This is a genomic window from Vibrio sp. YQ_11, from assembly GCF_043103065.1.
GTDB classification, from domain to species: Bacteria; Pseudomonadota; Gammaproteobacteria; order Enterobacterales; family Vibrionaceae; genus Vibrio; species Vibrio parahaemolyticus.
In genome coordinates this window covers 122,812-137,414 of record NZ_JBICJM010000043.1, presented here as the reverse complement: position 1 = coordinate 137,414, position 14,603 = coordinate 122,812, and the positions used below count along the sequence as shown (strand labels likewise).

The 14,603-nt window shown below is 37.7% G+C and carries 21 protein-coding genes; 7 read left to right on the top strand and 14 right to left on the bottom strand.

All coding sequences use genetic code 11. The features are described from left to right. Positions 1–110: 110 nt before the first annotated feature. Genes ACF8EG_RS16670 through ACF8EG_RS16660 form a run of 3 tightly spaced genes read right to left on the bottom strand, consistent with a single transcriptional unit; the run spans position 111 to position 976 of the window. The gene (locus ACF8EG_RS16670) at positions 111–293 is read right to left on the bottom strand and encodes a hypothetical protein (RefSeq protein WP_180208872.1); all 183 of its coding nucleotides are present in this window, start codon (positions 291–293) and stop codon (positions 111–113) included. Between the two features lies 1 nt (position 294). Further along, on the bottom strand, positions 295–522 hold the full coding sequence (locus tag ACF8EG_RS16665) for a hypothetical protein (protein WP_283658487.1): 228 nt from the start codon (positions 520–522) through the stop codon (positions 295–297). Position 523: 1 nt separating this feature from the next. Further along, complete coding sequence (locus ACF8EG_RS16660) at positions 524–976, bottom strand: hypothetical protein (RefSeq protein ID WP_193286212.1); 453 nt, start codon at positions 974–976, stop codon at positions 524–526. A gap of 179 nt (positions 977–1,155) precedes the next feature. On the opposite strand from ACF8EG_RS16660, the gene ACF8EG_RS16655 reads away from it, so the two are divergent. The 3 genes from ACF8EG_RS16655 to ACF8EG_RS16645 all read left to right on the top strand — a co-directional run bounded on the left by ACF8EG_RS16655 (position 1,156) and on the right by ACF8EG_RS16645 (position 3,575). Further along, complete coding sequence (locus ACF8EG_RS16655) at positions 1,156–1,680, top strand: GNAT family N-acetyltransferase (RefSeq protein ID WP_138937814.1); 525 nt, start codon at positions 1,156–1,158, stop codon at positions 1,678–1,680. A 244-nt stretch (positions 1,681–1,924) separates the two neighbouring features. Further along, entirely contained in the window at positions 1,925–2,446 is a 522-nt protein-coding gene (locus ACF8EG_RS16650; RefSeq protein WP_283658486.1) for a hypothetical protein, read from the top strand. Further along, positions 2,436–3,575, top strand: a complete 1,140-nt coding sequence (locus tag ACF8EG_RS16645) for a hypothetical protein (RefSeq protein WP_392419586.1) — start codon at positions 2,436–2,438, stop codon at positions 3,573–3,575. Before ACF8EG_RS16650 ends, ACF8EG_RS16645 begins: the two co-directional genes overlap by 11 nt. A gap of 53 nt (positions 3,576–3,628) precedes the next feature. Here ACF8EG_RS16645 and ACF8EG_RS16640 read toward each other — a convergent pair whose 3' ends face one another. The 4 genes from ACF8EG_RS16640 to ACF8EG_RS16625 form a co-directional block, all read right to left on the bottom strand. Continuing rightward, positions 3,629–5,626 (bottom strand): hypothetical protein, encoded by a 1,998-nt coding sequence (locus ACF8EG_RS16640; protein ID WP_392419584.1) that lies wholly within the window; start codon positions 5,624–5,626, stop codon positions 3,629–3,631. A 255-nt stretch (positions 5,627–5,881) separates the two neighbouring features. Then, positions 5,882–6,088: a hypothetical protein gene (locus tag ACF8EG_RS16635; protein WP_138937818.1), complete on the bottom strand. Its 207-nt coding sequence runs from the start codon at positions 6,086–6,088 to the stop codon at positions 5,882–5,884. A gap of 71 nt (positions 6,089–6,159) precedes the next feature. Continuing rightward, complete coding sequence (locus ACF8EG_RS16630; RefSeq protein ID WP_283658483.1) at positions 6,160–6,693, bottom strand: hypothetical protein; 534 nt, start codon at positions 6,691–6,693, stop codon at positions 6,160–6,162. Positions 6,694–6,700: 7 nt separating this feature from the next. After that, positions 6,701–7,852 carry a hypothetical protein gene (locus ACF8EG_RS16625; RefSeq protein WP_392419582.1) on the bottom strand — a complete coding sequence of 384 codons (1,152 nt, stop codon included), beginning with the start codon at positions 7,850–7,852 and terminating at the stop codon, positions 6,701–6,703. Between the two features lie 315 nt (positions 7,853–8,167). Here ACF8EG_RS16625 and ACF8EG_RS16620 point away from each other — a divergent pair, with 315 nt between their 5' ends. The 3 genes from ACF8EG_RS16620 to ACF8EG_RS16610 are packed head-to-tail and all read left to right on the top strand — an operon-like array spanning position 8,168 to position 9,389. After that, positions 8,168–8,512, top strand: coding sequence for a hypothetical protein (locus tag ACF8EG_RS16620; protein WP_086048417.1), 345 nt, complete (start codon positions 8,168–8,170; stop codon positions 8,510–8,512). Continuing rightward, positions 8,505–8,951 (top strand): hypothetical protein, encoded by a 447-nt coding sequence (locus ACF8EG_RS16615; protein ID WP_193286217.1) that lies wholly within the window; start codon positions 8,505–8,507, stop codon positions 8,949–8,951. Before ACF8EG_RS16620 ends, ACF8EG_RS16615 begins: the two co-directional genes overlap by 8 nt. A 21-nt stretch (positions 8,952–8,972) precedes the next feature. Continuing rightward, positions 8,973–9,389 (top strand): TraR/DksA C4-type zinc finger protein, encoded by a 417-nt coding sequence (locus ACF8EG_RS16610; RefSeq protein ID WP_283658482.1) that lies wholly within the window; start codon positions 8,973–8,975, stop codon positions 9,387–9,389. An 84-nt stretch (positions 9,390–9,473) separates the two neighbouring features. Here ACF8EG_RS16610 and ACF8EG_RS16605 read toward each other — a convergent pair whose 3' ends face one another. Further along, entirely contained in the window at positions 9,474–10,346 is an 873-nt protein-coding gene (locus ACF8EG_RS16605) for a hypothetical protein (protein WP_392419579.1), read from the bottom strand. A 328-nt stretch (positions 10,347–10,674) separates the two neighbouring features. Between ACF8EG_RS16605 and ACF8EG_RS16600 the strand changes: the two genes are divergently transcribed. After that, complete coding sequence (locus tag ACF8EG_RS16600; protein ID WP_283658480.1) at positions 10,675–11,715, top strand: toprim domain-containing protein; 1,041 nt, start codon at positions 10,675–10,677, stop codon at positions 11,713–11,715. Between the two features lie 121 nt (positions 11,716–11,836). Here ACF8EG_RS16600 and ACF8EG_RS16595 read toward each other — a convergent pair whose 3' ends face one another. The 6 genes from ACF8EG_RS16595 to ACF8EG_RS16570 form a co-directional block, all read right to left on the bottom strand. After that, positions 11,837–12,244: a hypothetical protein gene (locus tag ACF8EG_RS16595; protein WP_283658479.1), complete on the bottom strand. Its 408-nt coding sequence runs from the start codon at positions 12,242–12,244 to the stop codon at positions 11,837–11,839. 24 nt (positions 12,245–12,268) lie between these two features. Then, positions 12,269–13,012, bottom strand: coding sequence for a hypothetical protein (locus ACF8EG_RS16590; protein WP_258486505.1), 744 nt, complete (start codon positions 13,010–13,012; stop codon positions 12,269–12,271). Positions 13,013–13,184: 172 nt separating this feature from the next. Then, positions 13,185–13,313 (bottom strand): hypothetical protein, encoded by a 129-nt coding sequence (locus ACF8EG_RS16585; protein WP_257228260.1) that lies wholly within the window; start codon positions 13,311–13,313, stop codon positions 13,185–13,187. Positions 13,314–13,322: 9 nt separating this feature from the next. Continuing rightward, the gene (locus tag ACF8EG_RS16580; RefSeq protein WP_258486514.1) at positions 13,323–13,694 is read right to left on the bottom strand and encodes a hypothetical protein; all 372 of its coding nucleotides are present in this window, start codon (positions 13,692–13,694) and stop codon (positions 13,323–13,325) included. A 444-nt stretch (positions 13,695–14,138) separates the two neighbouring features. Beyond that, positions 14,139–14,366 carry a hypothetical protein gene (locus ACF8EG_RS16575; RefSeq protein ID WP_258486516.1) on the bottom strand — a complete coding sequence of 76 codons (228 nt, stop codon included), beginning with the start codon at positions 14,364–14,366 and terminating at the stop codon, positions 14,139–14,141. A gap of 37 nt (positions 14,367–14,403) precedes the next feature. Beyond that, complete coding sequence (locus ACF8EG_RS16570) at positions 14,404–14,586, bottom strand: hypothetical protein (RefSeq protein WP_258486518.1); 183 nt, start codon at positions 14,584–14,586, stop codon at positions 14,404–14,406. Positions 14,587–14,603 lie beyond the last annotated feature (17 nt).

Genomic DNA, 14,603 nt, shown 5'->3' with positions numbered 1-14,603 from the left:
GAAAAGGCATTTAAAAGGTTTTTAATCAATGCTTTATGTTTAATAACCCCTATTATTAAACACTGCATATGAGATGGTTAGTAGGTTTAACTTAAAGCACATGTTTCCCTTCACTCTTCCTTGCCCATAGCATTCAGCAAACATGTGATAACCTCTGGTGCTGTTAGCATTAAATAGCCAATAAAGAATAATGTGGCGTACTTATGCTCGCTTAATCCTAAAAACGCAAACGACGTTATGATTGAGATTGCAGCTACCCAGCGAACATAAAATGAAATTTTCTTGATGCCCATATCATCCCTGCCTCTCATCAAATTTCAATACCAGGAACGCTATCATTGTGGGTATGAAACAAATCAACCAAATTTTCCAACTTGGATTTTTTTCATTCAGATACTCTAAAACTCCGACATCGCCACTTTCAATCAAGCCAATTGCCAAGTAAAAAAAAGTTGGAAAACCATACATTATTGCTGCAAATCCGAGGTTTTTAGCTAGAGTTTTTATTATTTTACGGTCCATCTCAAGCCTCTTTACCCAACATTTCATCTATGAGTTCGCGCATTTCGATAAGGCGATTCTTCAGTTGTTCCTCATCTGGGGTAACGTTTAACATTTCTGATTTAAAATCGTCTATCCGACGCATTATCGCGTTAAGATTAAAATACAGCTCAGAAGGCACTTGATCATTAAATCTGAAATGCGCCAACTTCCCCACTTCAATTTCAGCTAACTTATTTTGTATCCTTAGCAAAAGGTGTTCATTTGAAAGCCCCTTAGCTAGCTGAAGTGAAAGAAAGATCCGTTCTGCAGCATGAGATTTTAATTCTGGTGTTAATGAATATGAATAGGTTGTTGTTGCCAACCCAATACTCTTGTCATTGACCAAAATCCGAATGCTGTTGTTGTTGCTAATCGTAAAGTCAGAGTTGTTCAATACTGACTCATCATCAAGTTTGTTTATTGTATTAGACATTCTCACACCTCAAATTTCTTGTTAATTATTAACATTCTACGCTTCCATTTTTAGTTGTAAAGATGTGCATAATAAATTTTATTAATTTCTCACTTTCTTCATATTTTGTACATTTAATTGAAGAAGTAGATATGGTTGTAATGTAGATTACACGTAACTTGAAATTAACTTCGGAATGAATGATGGAATTTATACAACATTCGGATAACTATTTGCCTTTGAAATACCAATCAATTTTTCATTTGATTGAGTCGGGTAAATCACTATCTCAAATCAACATCAACCGTGAAACTCAAAAGGTTCGGAAGTTTTTGAACACCCAATCTAAACAAGCAAGAAAGTTAGATAAGATGGCAATTGGTTCAACAATTGAAGTTGTTACGATGAACAATAGTGAAGGTGAAGAAGTCGGCTTTTACATTTTTTCTACAATTCGTGACTTCACTATTCTGCGAGGGTTGGCAATCTATGAGAATTTTCGTGGCAAAGGTTTTTCAAACTACCTAATCGATCATTACAAAACCAAAAGTGAACATCAACTGATTGAGGTATTACCCTCATACGTCGACTGGGCAAAGAAGTTTTATAAACCACACGGTTACAACAAAGCGGTCCAAGGTTTGTTCGGAACTAATTATATGCTTGTCACGGATATCAGTGTTATCAAACGATTCGAAGATCTACTCAAATCGATGTCTAACTAAGCCGTTCTCATAACACGCTGGTGTGTACCAAAGCACCAGCGTACTCTAACCCTTTATACAACATACCAGCCCTTTGCTGCGTCCCCTAGCCTTTCATTGCCTTGTAAATTTCAATCTGATTCGCAGATAGCGGTACTCAGATCGCACTAAATGCATTCTTGCAAACTGGATTAAAGACGCATTCAATGTACTATGTATAATGCATTAGCAAACTGATGGATTTTTAACAAGGAAGCAATTTAAAATGAACAGAAGTGCCAAATATCTTTGCATCGTTGGAATTGTATTAATGGCGTTCAATTTCAGCATTGCATCGTTTTTACAATTTCATTTAGATAAGTTCTCTGAGGATGCCGACAGTATAATCATACATTACATTTCTGATGACCTTGGAGGGAGCCAGCGCATACCACTTTCGCTAGTTTTACTCGCACTAAGTAATGTCGGGAAAGAACAAACTGGTACTTATAGGGAACAAAAGTTATCTATTGAAACGCGCCTTGAAATTGCTCACCAACTTTCAACTTTTCAAATCCCAAGCTCTCAACTAGCGCAACTCACATCTAAACAATTTTTTTTATTCACGAAGCGGTATAAGCATCTGATAAAGCTTAACCAAAGCAATTTGCTGTTCTATCTCGTATTCGCGTTGTGCATTACATCGTTTGCTACACGCATTGTGGTGAGCACTCGAGGGAAAAATAACAGTAAGCATATGTCACAGTTGTCACAGTTTTTGATACGGGAGCAAAATAATGAGAAATGAAAATAAAATTGCAAACGAAGCAATGAGTCATTTAATGAAAGTTAAACCTGCCCCATTAAATATCAATAACTTAAAACAAATTGTTGATTCAAAGTGTACTGGTAGTCACACTGTCCAAGGCAAGGTTATCGTTTTTTCAACGCTTGGTACTACAGCACATCATGAACTTAATAAACTTACAAAACTCGCGCATGAGAAAGCTCACAACCGTTTATACAAAGCCTCTCCAAAGCTTGCTGTTATTGGCACCGAGCCGGGTAGCATATCTAAACATTACAATAGCTCAGATAATTCACTGACCAATCGTGTATCACTAAAACAATTGGAGCATAACGCGCAAAAAATCGATCTTCTTATGAACATCAATAAGGCAACAACAAGTTCATCACGAAGTCTTACACGCCAGGTTAAGCCTGAACGAGAGCTAATTTCTTCATTCGTGTTTGCCGCGAGTGTTGTTTCATTGATGGAACAGAACAAAGAGATCGCAAGTCAGCTCATAGAAGAATTTATACATTTACTCGATAAGTTCCCGAAAGAGTTTGAAGAAATGTTCGGGGGCAACGTTGAGAACATTGAGCGTTTTCTAAGTGAAGCCTTTACTGTTGCTGAAGTATCAGAACTGGTCGAAAAAATTACTAATGTCTTGGAACATTTTCCAGATCCAAATAGTGAATTCGTCATCGAGCTTGCGTTGCAAGCCATCGATAAGGTGATTAATGAATTTGAATCGGCAAAAACACCTATATTGAATGATTTCTTACAACTTCAGCTTAATCCCGAAATGTCGCCTCTCGACCTCAGTATCGGTCCAATGCGAGTTAGAGATGCAGACAAAGAACGGTACAAACAGGCTCTTTTGGATCACCAGCCATCTAGTGAACTTTTACCAGACTCGCTGTTAAACCTTGAAATTGTCAACCAAGTTATAGGTCCGGTAGTTGAAAGCGTAATTAGAAAACATGTTGAAAATCGAATAAGCATGGCAAATATCATTGAAGGTGAATTGAATCGTCTTAACCAGAAACTCCATGAAGATATTAACCAGATATACTTAGATAATGTTGTCGTGACATCATCTGATATTTCTGCCCCATCTCCTTACGATTTACCTTTCCAACCAATATAACAAAGGGAGCTAGTGCTCCCTGTTTCAATGTTTAATCGATGCTTAAGTAATCGTTAAGCGTACTTTCTGCGCTGGAACTGCAAGTCGTCAAACGCTCTTTCATCTTCAAAGGCGCTGATAAAAAAATCACTCCACTTTCTTAAAATGTCGGTCCGGCAGAGCTTTGAATCTGTTGGCTTGTAATTAGCCTGGTTATTAGGTAAGGACAAAGCAAGTACATCATACTCATGAACTTCCTTCAGATAGTCACGAATAGCATACAGTACGACCCCTAGTCGATGTTCATTTGCAGCGTAGCTAATATTCCACATGTACAGTTGCTTGAAATCGAGGGAGTATACGTTAAGTACAAACCATTCCAATATGTACTTAGAAAGCTCAACTTCTGTATCTGCGGAGCCTTTTATTGCAGGGTTACATTGTTCTGGACATTGGATGATGCAGTGATAGCCTCGATCGTCATGATAAAAGTCTTTTTCTGGAACACTGCCACAACAGTCGCATGAAACAAGCCACGTTTTCGACGGTTTGGGGATATTCAATGATTTTAGGTTTACATTAGGATGATACTTATTTAACTCTCGAAATAGGCGATTTGACAGCTCTCTAAATCGCACTTCATCTTTGGACAATGGTTCCGGCTTCGATTCCTTTAACTTATGAAATTGCTTTACTTGTTCGGTAATATACTGATTATCAAATTGTCCTTCTACAAAGAGTACTTGAATCAAAGACATGAAGTGATTAAACGAAGCTAGTGTCTTAATTTTGCTAATTACAGGTGTATCTACCATCACTAAATTTGGCATGTAAAGTTCACAGCCACCTTCCATCGTCAACAGATCACCAATTTTTGAAGTGGTAAAAGAGCATTGTCCTAACACCGACCACATATTTAATCTTGAAACACATAGATTTCTAGTTTTAAGGTCGCGTTTTGGTAGCTTGCCTATCAAAGCTTGCTTTAGTGACCTTACTATCCCTGCTATCTTATTTGCTTGAATTTCTGTCTTGCCCCAAGTGAAGTCCACCAGCTTGAAATCAGGATCGTCAAAAAGCTTTTCTTGGAGTGATAGATAGCGATAGTAGGTTTTCTTTGCTCGGCAAAGCATGTATACACAATTGATAATCGCGTCAAAACTATCAAGTTTAAATTTACCGTTACTCGGGATAAGGGGAAGCCCATTATCCGTTTGAGATTTAACTGAAACATAAATTAGGTTTCGTTTGATAACTAAGTCAAAGAATAAGTGATCATTAAGAGTTCGGTCTAACTCCATAACTTTACTTTTTAGGTTGACCTGACTTATTGAAAATCTTTTAGAATAAGTTTGTGCTGTCGTCCCGGCGCTATAATATGCCTCCAAAACCTCGTCAGATTGAGCTTTTAATTGAGCTACATCTTCACTGGGTAGGCAATTTGGAACGTCAAGGTAAAGCGTATCCGCTAATTCCACCTTTTGGTTACGTTTGGTTGAGTCTGCCGAAGTTTTGGTAGCTTTTTGTTTAGGTTTGGAGTGATTCTTAACAGTCGTATTGGCACTAAATGAATCAAGATATGTTCGGTATGCAATATCCCAGATATTCTTATCAAACTTTCCTTTGACTAAGAATGGCTCAAGAGTATCTATTTCCTCTTGCCCTTGGCTTAATAACTTATTTAGCATTAGTTTGTTATAGGCAATCGCAACCGCGTTGTAATGAGAAATCCATTTTAAATAGCGCTTTTTAAGCTCCCTTTCAGCTTCACCACATGATTTGTAGGAAGCCCAATACACTTCTAGGGTAGTAGGCTTGTTTGTCTCGAGTACCTTGATACTACAACGGGAGCGTTGAAATTTTTTTTGTCGCGTTATTGATAGGTCTGATTCAGTTAGCATGTTCAGTTGGTAAAAGGCAGGGACATTTCCAACTTCAAACTGCTTTTGACGATACTTTAACGCAGCCTTAAGGGGGTTATCATATAAAGTAGATGAAAAACTCTTAGAAACTTTACCAATACGAATTTGGATAGACGTAGGCAAAGTGTATACACAAAGAAACTTTGACATAATCGTAAACCTAATAATTAATGAGACTTAAATCTCGAACAGGTTTAGATTAACACAGAGATTTCAACTTATGTTGATATGAATGAACAATTTTACCGTAATTTTTGGGGTTTAAGGTAATGTAAAGCTTGTTGATATGAAGTTCATTACTTTACATGAGATTTTTCTGAAAAATCACATTATATGATAAGTGGAGCATTAGGTGCTTTTGTATTTGTTTGTTGGGAGTTATTTACGTAACACCACTGAAATAGATTATTGAGACAACTTGGCAGAAGAATGATTCGATATAATCTCAGCCAATGAAACATCACTCGGAGAAGTATTGAAAATTTTACCAAAAGCCTCCTGTTCTTTGCTTGTGAGGGTAAATCCAATTTCTCTTGCTCGCTGATTTAAATCAGAAACATCTCCTGATTGAACCATGCGAGATTTTGAATTTGCTTCGCTACTTTTGCACATTATTCAACTCCTTATATTAACAATCAAAATAGTATTAGCTATCGTATCATAGCAATTTTAAAAGTAAAAAATTATCCAAGCAACCATTCAATGGGTTCTTTATTAGTAGGTTCTTCGTTTGACGGTACTAATTGAATCATGCCGTATCCACCTACTTCTGAGTTTACGGCAAAACAAGCGGCTTGCATTGATTTTTCATAATTTTCAAAAACGGCTATCTCTTTATTATCATGAACCAAGGCAACACTACCTACATGATCATCTGATAACTCAGACACAATAATGCCGTTATTATTTTCAATTTGTTGATCGCAAAGGTCTATTTGAACTGATTGATCAGAAACAGAAATCGAACTTTCCCATATTTTATATGGAATTCCATCCAAGAATGCCGGATGGAAAGGGTTTGAGATGGATTCAATTGAATACGCTGAGTTGTGAGCCTTAATGGACGACACCACACGAATAAACAGTACTAACTCATTTTTCAATTCAGCGTTGAACTGAAAGTCGTACAGTCCAGACCATCTTTGAAACCCTGACTGATTGCAGAACCATATTGGAGCACGATTCTTTCTAAGAGTACTCTTAACTAACTGTCCCATAATGTTGTTATCTCATCCCCATTCGTTCGCCACGGTCTTCGGCATAGTTCTCATGGGGTTCTTTCGTTTGTGCATTAGATAAATTAGAAATCAATTGTTTTGTTATCTGACTATCATAGTCAATCCAATCGCCCATATACGCACAGTTCAACCCATTTAAATCTAAACTAAAGGTCAACAGCCCTGTTTTGGGGTTTATGGAATCTACGGTTAAACAGCAAGCATCCACTTTTAGACCGACACCAGTACCATCAAACACCGTATGTGATGTGTCACCGTAAACAGTTAATCTCCCTTCAGAAGTAACATGATGCGTGTTTAAAAGGTTCTTTCCTTGTTGGACTGTTAAAGGTAAATAAACCGGTATTCTGTCATCTGAGATTTCAGTAAGTGAATATCGATCTATAATCTGGTTGATGACTTCATCACACGCTACGTAATCAATATTTCGGTTAAACATAGACGAAGAATGCAAGGCTAACTCATTGGGCGGCAATGGAGTAATTTCCGCTTCTGTGATGAAATCTTGATTGACTACAAATATCTCATTACTTGGAATACTTTCAGTCTCGATGGCGTCAATTCCTAAATGCCCAGAAAAGAATCCATTTGCAGAAGAGTTTTCAATGTTCGTTATGTCCTCCATTTTGTGCAAAGCAAATTGCTCTTGAACCAAAAAATATAAGTCCATTAAAGTGAAATCATCTCCATATGAATCTATTTTACTTCGCAATTCAACACAGTCGGATTTCGTTACTGTTTGTAAAGTCTTTAGATATCGCTGAAGTTTCTCGTCATCGACTAATGTGTTTGAGGCAACTCTCAGCTCTGGCAAGTAGACTTCGTAATGAAATCCAGACACTACACCGATTTCCTTATCCAACTTGTCACTGATTACCCTGGCAATAGTGACTAGATCTAAGTGAGCATGAACAAACCCAAACTGCTTGTGGATTTCTTGCTTAAGCTTTTTTACATAGTCTGACTCGTCTAGAACCTTACCGGAACATATATCATACACACTGAACTCATTATTCATTGGATGAATTACTGGTTTGTGATGCAGTTGAATACCATTCCATGATTCTACAGGGATTTCGTAGTATTCAGGTGCAACAACTCCATCAAGTTTTTTATTTGTCGATAAAACAAGTTTCATTTGCCCTCTCCCTTTAGACGTATCAAGATCTAATCGAACACTCTCAAGCAGCATTTGTTACACCCAACGTTTCAAGCGACCACTCAACATTAATTTATTGTATACCTTTTTTGATGGATTTGCAGAATCATGCAATTTAATTAAAATGTGCTTTTAGTCACACATTCATCATATGAACATCGTTTATCTTAGACATCGTGGTGAAAAGCCAAGAAAATCACCAGCAATTTCAGGTTATATGGATTTAGCTTAGAAATGCCGAGAAGGAGCAGACTTTGACATTTTTAGAAAATCACGAATCAGCGGGGTTCACCAATGAAATTTGATAAAGTTCAAGACTATTCTTGTGTTGATAAGACTGAATTGGTGCAGTTAGAGAGCTTTAATAAACAATTTTGCTTCGTCTTTAAACAACCATTCGTGAAACAGTTCCTGCTACTTGTGATAGTCGGTGGTCAAATCAAAACAATTTCTGCATGGCGTAGCAATGAAGCAAGAATTTATAAATCTAGCTCGGCTGCGATTGCTAATGCCAAAAAACTAGGGATTGACCTAGTTATACATTTAGAAGGTAAAACGATTTCTCAAATTGAAGGGTTAGTTGAATCATTTGGGCAATGCATCACGCCACATGAATCCCTTGGAGTTTCTTATGCCTAAAGCAACTCCCCAGGATCTCACTAAGCTAAGTGACATTGCTGCTAACAATTACTCAATTGATAAACAGTTATTAAAAAATGGAATTTTAAAGTCAGACATACTAGCCATGTTACAACGTCACGTAGACGTACTGATACACCTCCGTTCGGACACCTCTATCGGCACCTACCTCGGCAATACAGAATACCCTCTGGCTTTCCACTATCAAGCAATGTTTAAAACCGCCAACTCTGTGTTTGTTACCGCTCTTTCAGACATGGATCTTTGTCAAACTCAAACTTTCAAATACCTATATATTGAATCTTACTTGTCTCTCCCAATTCTTGAGAAAATTTTCAATATTGAGCTTACAAAGCGAAAAGTTACTGAATTTGAACTTTTGGCAGCAGTGACTGAGCTAGATCAACAAGAAATTAATCTTTCGTTGCTCAACTCATAAAACAGGACATATGGTGAGATCATGATTGGAACTACCAAAACACAAGATACCAAATTCAAAGCTAAGCCTCTTAACATCATTGAACTACAAGGAATGATTCCACTGTTCAAAAAGGAAGACATTGAAAAGCAGAATACTATCAATCAACAAATCATCGATAGAACGCGTGAGAGAAGTGAGTGTAGAGACGAATCAGATAAATCAGCCATAGATACAGACATAGCTTTACTTCAAAGTCGCTCTAAGAAGATTGCAGAACAATTAAAACGCTATGATGCCGTTGAAATTGCGATTAAAAACAAGCAATTCGGTCATTGCAATGAATGTGCTGAGCCGATCGATATTCTTCGTTTAAATCTTGAGCCTACGACGACAACATGCATGACATGTAAGTCACACCGCGCCTATCGGGACAGAGTTCAATTTGCACATCATTAAAAGACCGCCCCGAAACGATTATTCGGGGCAGTGTTTAATGCTTAACCTGTTAGCTTACAATCTCGATTATGAATAAGAGTTAATTTATTCAGTTTTTAGTAATTCATCTAAGCCATAATTTATCTGATCTGTGGTGAACCCCCTGTCAAGCAAGTACTTAAAGGCTTTTGATTTATCAGAATATTCTTTTAAGTTTAACCTTCGTTTGGATGCATACTTACTTAACTCTAAAGTAGCTATCTGGTAGAAATCTACATCCCCATCCAAAGCAAGCTCATTAGCCAATTTTTCAATATTACTGACATCAACAAGTTTTGATTTAAGTACTTGTGTTATAAAACGCAGTCCTTTGCCTCGACGCGACATTTTAACTATCTCTGCTTTAACATCGGTTTTTTCTGCTTTTACTTGAATCTTAGTTTTTAACGTATTGGACTTAGGATGTTGCTTGATTGCTTGATCTACAGCTTTCCAATGAAACCCCCTCTTTTCTAGATTGCGACGAAGGCTCTCAATAGTAATTGGAAAGCTGATATAGGTGCTGTTTACATATCCGTTAAGGATTTTTTGCTCATCTATGTTGTGGGCTAATTTGTATTTTGAGATATGAGACAATACAAATTCTTTCGAAAGCCCTTTTTTCGTTAATTTATTTACAATATACCCTGAGCCGTAATCACCAAAGAAACATTGTTGCGCGTAGCTTTCAACAAAGGCAGAGTCTAATTTAAGCGAACCTACTTCCACCAGCCTATTAACTACTTGGTCAATCCATGTTGTTTTGTTCGTCTTACGTGCTAAACGTTCTTTCATTTCTGGGATTGTCAGAAAGTAGTTTTTGTACTCAAGCCAAAAGCGTGCATATGAACTTACATCATCGATGCAGCTAGCTTGCTTAAGTTGCTTTTTCTTTACCGTTTTGGTTTGAACATCAGTGTTGAGTTCATCATTGTACATATTAACTACCAGAAGTTGGGTGATTCCTTATTATGCCAGGCACATTGAAAGATAAGGGAAGGAAATCAGGCGCTAAGGAAAAAGTATCTTATTATAAGTGATATTAGTAATGCAGTTGGTATGAGGCACTTAGCAATCTGACCAAACCTAAAGATTCATTTTTAACTGTCTTGCTGGATTCTTCGTGGGAGACACTTGGTAACAGGTGTCGTCTACTAGACAATATCCAAAGTTTTTGTTGTGTTAATACGCGTTTGAGTTATTCTGGAATTAGTCCGTAGCTAAGCTGCGCTAAAAGTCGCTTGTGTTACAAGATTAGGAAAACCATATGCGTTTATTGATTGTAGAAAAGCCCTCACGTTTCCAAAAGTTGGCTGATTTAGGTCTTTTACCTGATGACACCGAAGTTGTATTTACCCAAGGCATGGGATTGTGGCAATTTAGTCTGCCTCGTTTATCTTTTAATGACATTCCTTACTCTCAACAACCCACAAAACTTAGACCTAAGCAAACCCCGTTAAAGAAGTTGCTGATTACAAAAGAAGGAGAAACGTTAGTCTCAGTTCCTGACAATCCATCTCGTGTTGATTTAACTAACCAACTTCAGCAATTAATCAACTATTTAAATAAAAATTTAGCCAACTATGAAGAGATCATATGCTTAGTAGATCCAGATAGAACTGGATATGGAGGGGCAAATCAACTTCTTCAAAACCTTTCTATTAATCAACTACCGCCAGTTCATTGTTTATATTTGTCTAGTTACACACGATCCAATATCAATAAAGCATGGGAGAATAGATCCCAAAGTGTTTGGGATGATAATTCCAAAGCTAACAAACTTGCAAAACAACAGAAAGTTAAAGATATTTTTGACTACTGGTGGAATTCTAATGCTTCGATCGTATTTTCTGAACTTTGCAACTGGTCAGGGCTAAAAGGTGATCCGATAGTTTCAAAGTATGAACTGATGTTATTAGCCGTTTTTGCCGAAGAAAACCGGCGCATGAATGTGCATGATGTATTGGAAACAATGAGTAATTGGAAAGGAACCGGCAAGTACCCTGTTGACCGTTTAACAAAGGGGTTCGGCACCGCGAGTTCTCGATATCCTATTTTAAAAAACGCAATCAATCGTGGGGCTTTTGTTTTATCTGAGGTCAACAATCAGGAAGTCATTGCATTATCTTCAGAAGGAAATGCTTTTGTCGCTGGACTACACAATAAAACGTTTGATCCGGATTTACCTTTCAGGTTGAACGAGTGGATAAATACGGAAGATTACGCATCAATGGAACGTTATATTCGCACTATTTTCGGTAGACAGTTTCGCCATCAACGAAAACATAAGCAAGCACTCTACAGCTAACTCTTTTTTTCATCGCATAAGATCACCTTATGCGACTTTTCCATATCCCGCTAATGTTTCGTGTACTGTTAAAATGAGTTAGCTCGTCTTGAGTCAATTTGCTTTCCATTATCTAACTTCCTTAGTCATTGAATCTAGCATTACCTTGAACCTGGGGATCACCAAAACCAATATTCACATCAGTTTGATTTGCTAGTGATTCGACCGCTTTTTCAATGTCGATGCCGTAAGATCCACCTCTTAATTTAAGTGGTACTTCCATAGCAATATCAGATTCGATATTGAAGCCTCTTATGTCCCAATCACTATTTTTTACTTTGTAGTTGGCTAACTTGTTACCACACTTAGCTAAGAAAACAGATTCTGTCTTATCTTTGTGATAACCGTGAAACTCGCAACCCTCTTTTACATACAAAGTAGTCCCGTAAGATTGGTGTTCAATTACCTCTATAGCCAACTTAATGCTTTGTGACCCCAAGACGGAGAAGCTACAAGCGGTGAGGAAGGTAAGTAGTAAGCTCAATTTCATCTTTAGTTTCCAACTTGATAATGCTCATTGACTGAGTATTGTATTAAGGTAATGTTCGACACCTTGTACAGCAACGCCCTCATGAAAAACATCCTCTAAATCATCACACATTGAGTTCCGCATAGCGTTATCAAGCTCATCTAGCAGTAAGTAATATTCTCGACTATGCCCACTTGGTACGACTCGTTGAAGCTCAAGGAGTTCTTCAACGAGTGGCTTAACTGAACCTGTTAAATCAATTGGGTAAATGGCGCGATTAGTTGGTACAGTTACCAGCCAGTTGGATAACAACCGATTTAACTTAGCGTAGTGAACCCAAGAGCATTCATAGCTGTGTATGAAGGTTTTGTTGTTGGTGGTGAATAGCGCTACTGTTCGTTCTGGACAAACGAGAACTGTCATTCCCTCTATTGTGTCAGGATTCATAACGTCAATAAGGTCTTGGGCGGTTTTTTTAGAGGTGCGTTTATCGAGCACATAAGCCCAGCCAGCACAAATTGAGCTATTTTCAACATCAAAAAACAGCTCGTATTCATTCGGAACATCGGTTGTGGGATAGTCACACACTTCTATGTTGTAACCCGCGACAAAAACAAGTTGTTCAAATGTATCGCTATTAACGTCAGGGTTTTTAAGCAATGCTCGTAACGCCCCCGCTGAAAGCCCACATCTTCCTGCCAAATACTTAATTCCCCTCCAATCACACTCTAGCATATTGGCGAACTTGATGAGTTCTAAACCACTAAAAAAACATCTATGTTCAGTCATTCAACAATCCTTGAAATTAACGAACTACCCTTTACTTGTGAGTCTAGAAGAAGACTTGTGAATCACGTTAACTTTCCAGAGAGAACTAGCGAGCAACCACTGACTAGAAAACAGAAGCCTTCAAGGTCAGACCAAAAATAAGTCATGAGCGGGTTTTCATGTAAACCCAGTTCTATTTAAACTCCAATTGTTGAAACGTACTTACTGTTCCAGTGAGAGAGTCTTTCGCATCATCTTCGTAAGGTATCAACTCTATGTCTGCATCAGTTAGACATATGTGTTTATCCACTAACCATTGCATCGAATTTTCCTACCTGTATTTAATTACGTTAAAGTCGTCTTTACGCGCCCTTTTAACTAGGTTTCTTACTGCTTCGACTTCTTCACTCTCGACCTGTATATTGTGGTGTTCGCACAAGAACATCCCAAATGATTTTGGAATCCAAATATCCTGCATAAACTGCTTGTCAGAGTTAGAGAATCTTAACTTACCTTGGCATTCAACAACCCGTATTCCTTTAATTGATAAAACCGTTGAAGAACTAGCCTTATCAGTTTTAAGACGGAAAAAAAGTTCTTGGACATCATCATTCATCCATCGGACTCTTAGCTTACAGTGATCACTCTGCCACTCGGTATTAGCAGTGCCATCTGGTTGATATTCAATTTTATAATCTGACATAATTTTCCTAAGCCGACTTTGCGGCGGTTTCAGTGGTTTCTAACCACTCAATTACGTTCCAATTCAAATCCAGATCGGAGCATCATCGGCTGTTTCCCAGCTATGGTCTGGTGCATCAACTCGGATCAATTACTAACTCCGCAGTTTAGTAATGAAAGCCTTTAGTGTTACATATTTGTATGCAAACACTATCTGCATTATTAGACTTGAGGTTAAAATTGCTACCGACTCCATAATGCTTATATTTTGGCTAATCAGACTGACTGTACCTAAAGAGAATAGAAAACTACATAAAAATGAAAGTGGAAGTTGTCACCAAGCCATAATCAAGTTAACAACACCGCCCCTTTCGCTACGAACTTTAAAGCCGTCATAAAACAACCAATAGAGAAGTAGGTAGAACAATGATATTGTGATTGTGACTAGAACTTGCATTTATTATTCCTAGATTGACGAAACTAGCTTTAAGCGCTGTGTTTTCGACATGTTTAGTAATGTTTCTGCCAACGATACGCCCTGCTCGTCACCACACTTACGTGCCTGTTCTAAGCAGTAGTTGATATGATCATCTTTGATGTTCTTGTTGTTAAGAACCATGTGAAGACTGGTTTTGTTCGTATTCACATAATGCCTAGCAATGACGAGCACATCTTTAACTGTCGGTTTTTCCATACGAATCCCCCTTATGACCTTTCCAATGTTGGCTTTGTTATTGTTCAGCAGCAAAGATGTGCTTCAGAACATTGCTGAGTGTCCAATCGGCAATTTCAATCCCTGCATTGAAAGCAAAGATCATAGCCGCAATTAGAAAGAACAAATGAAAAGGTTTAGCTTTTGCTAAGTAACAAGTCTGGTCCCAAAGGCTTGTGTTTCCTTTTGATTTTACAACCATTCTATTTCTTCCATATT

Bases quoted from the DNA above. Each gene is read 5' to 3' on its own strand.
- ACF8EG_RS16670 (WP_180208872.1), bottom strand. From the start codon at position 293: ATGGGCATCAAGAAAATTTCATTTTATGTTCGCTGGGTAGCTGCAATC.
- ACF8EG_RS16665 (WP_283658487.1), bottom strand. From the start codon at position 522: ATGGACCGTAAAATAATAAAAACTCTAGCTAAAAACCTCGGATTTGCA.
- ACF8EG_RS16660 (WP_193286212.1), bottom strand. From the start codon at position 976: ATGTCTAATACAATAAACAAACTTGATGATGAGTCAGTATTGAACAAC.
- ACF8EG_RS16655 (WP_138937814.1), top strand. From the start codon at position 1,156: ATGATGGAATTTATACAACATTCGGATAACTATTTGCCTTTGAAATAC.
- ACF8EG_RS16650 (WP_283658486.1), top strand. From the start codon at position 1,925: ATGAACAGAAGTGCCAAATATCTTTGCATCGTTGGAATTGTATTAATG.
- ACF8EG_RS16645 (WP_392419586.1), top strand. From the start codon at position 2,436: ATGAGAAATGAAAATAAAATTGCAAACGAAGCAATGAGTCATTTAATG.
- ACF8EG_RS16640 (WP_392419584.1), bottom strand. From the start codon at position 5,626: ATGTCAAAGTTTCTTTGTGTATACACTTTGCCTACGTCTATCCAAATT.
- ACF8EG_RS16635 (WP_138937818.1), bottom strand. From the start codon at position 6,088: ATGTGCAAAAGTAGCGAAGCAAATTCAAAATCTCGCATGGTTCAATCA.
- ACF8EG_RS16630 (WP_283658483.1), bottom strand. From the start codon at position 6,693: ATGGGACAGTTAGTTAAGAGTACTCTTAGAAAGAATCGTGCTCCAATA.
- ACF8EG_RS16625 (WP_392419582.1), bottom strand. From the start codon at position 7,852: ATGAAACTTGTTTTATCGACAAATAAAAAACTTGATGGAGTTGTTGCA.
- ACF8EG_RS16620 (WP_086048417.1), top strand. From the start codon at position 8,168: ATGAAATTTGATAAAGTTCAAGACTATTCTTGTGTTGATAAGACTGAA.
- ACF8EG_RS16615 (WP_193286217.1), top strand. From the start codon at position 8,505: ATGCCTAAAGCAACTCCCCAGGATCTCACTAAGCTAAGTGACATTGCT.
- ACF8EG_RS16610 (WP_283658482.1), top strand. From the start codon at position 8,973: ATGATTGGAACTACCAAAACACAAGATACCAAATTCAAAGCTAAGCCT.
- ACF8EG_RS16605 (WP_392419579.1), bottom strand. From the start codon at position 10,346: ATGTACAATGATGAACTCAACACTGATGTTCAAACCAAAACGGTAAAG.
- ACF8EG_RS16600 (WP_283658480.1), top strand. From the start codon at position 10,675: ATGCGTTTATTGATTGTAGAAAAGCCCTCACGTTTCCAAAAGTTGGCT.
- ACF8EG_RS16595 (WP_283658479.1), bottom strand. From the start codon at position 12,244: ATGAAATTGAGCTTACTACTTACCTTCCTCACCGCTTGTAGCTTCTCC.
- ACF8EG_RS16590 (WP_258486505.1), bottom strand. From the start codon at position 13,012: ATGACTGAACATAGATGTTTTTTTAGTGGTTTAGAACTCATCAAGTTC.
- ACF8EG_RS16585 (WP_257228260.1), bottom strand. From the start codon at position 13,313: ATGCAATGGTTAGTGGATAAACACATATGTCTAACTGATGCAGACATA.
- ACF8EG_RS16580 (WP_258486514.1), bottom strand. From the start codon at position 13,694: ATGTCAGATTATAAAATTGAATATCAACCAGATGGCACTGCTAATACC.
- ACF8EG_RS16575 (WP_258486516.1), bottom strand. From the start codon at position 14,366: ATGGAAAAACCGACAGTTAAAGATGTGCTCGTCATTGCTAGGCATTAT.
- ACF8EG_RS16570 (WP_258486518.1), bottom strand. From the start codon at position 14,586: ATGGTTGTAAAATCAAAAGGAAACACAAGCCTTTGGGACCAGACTTGT.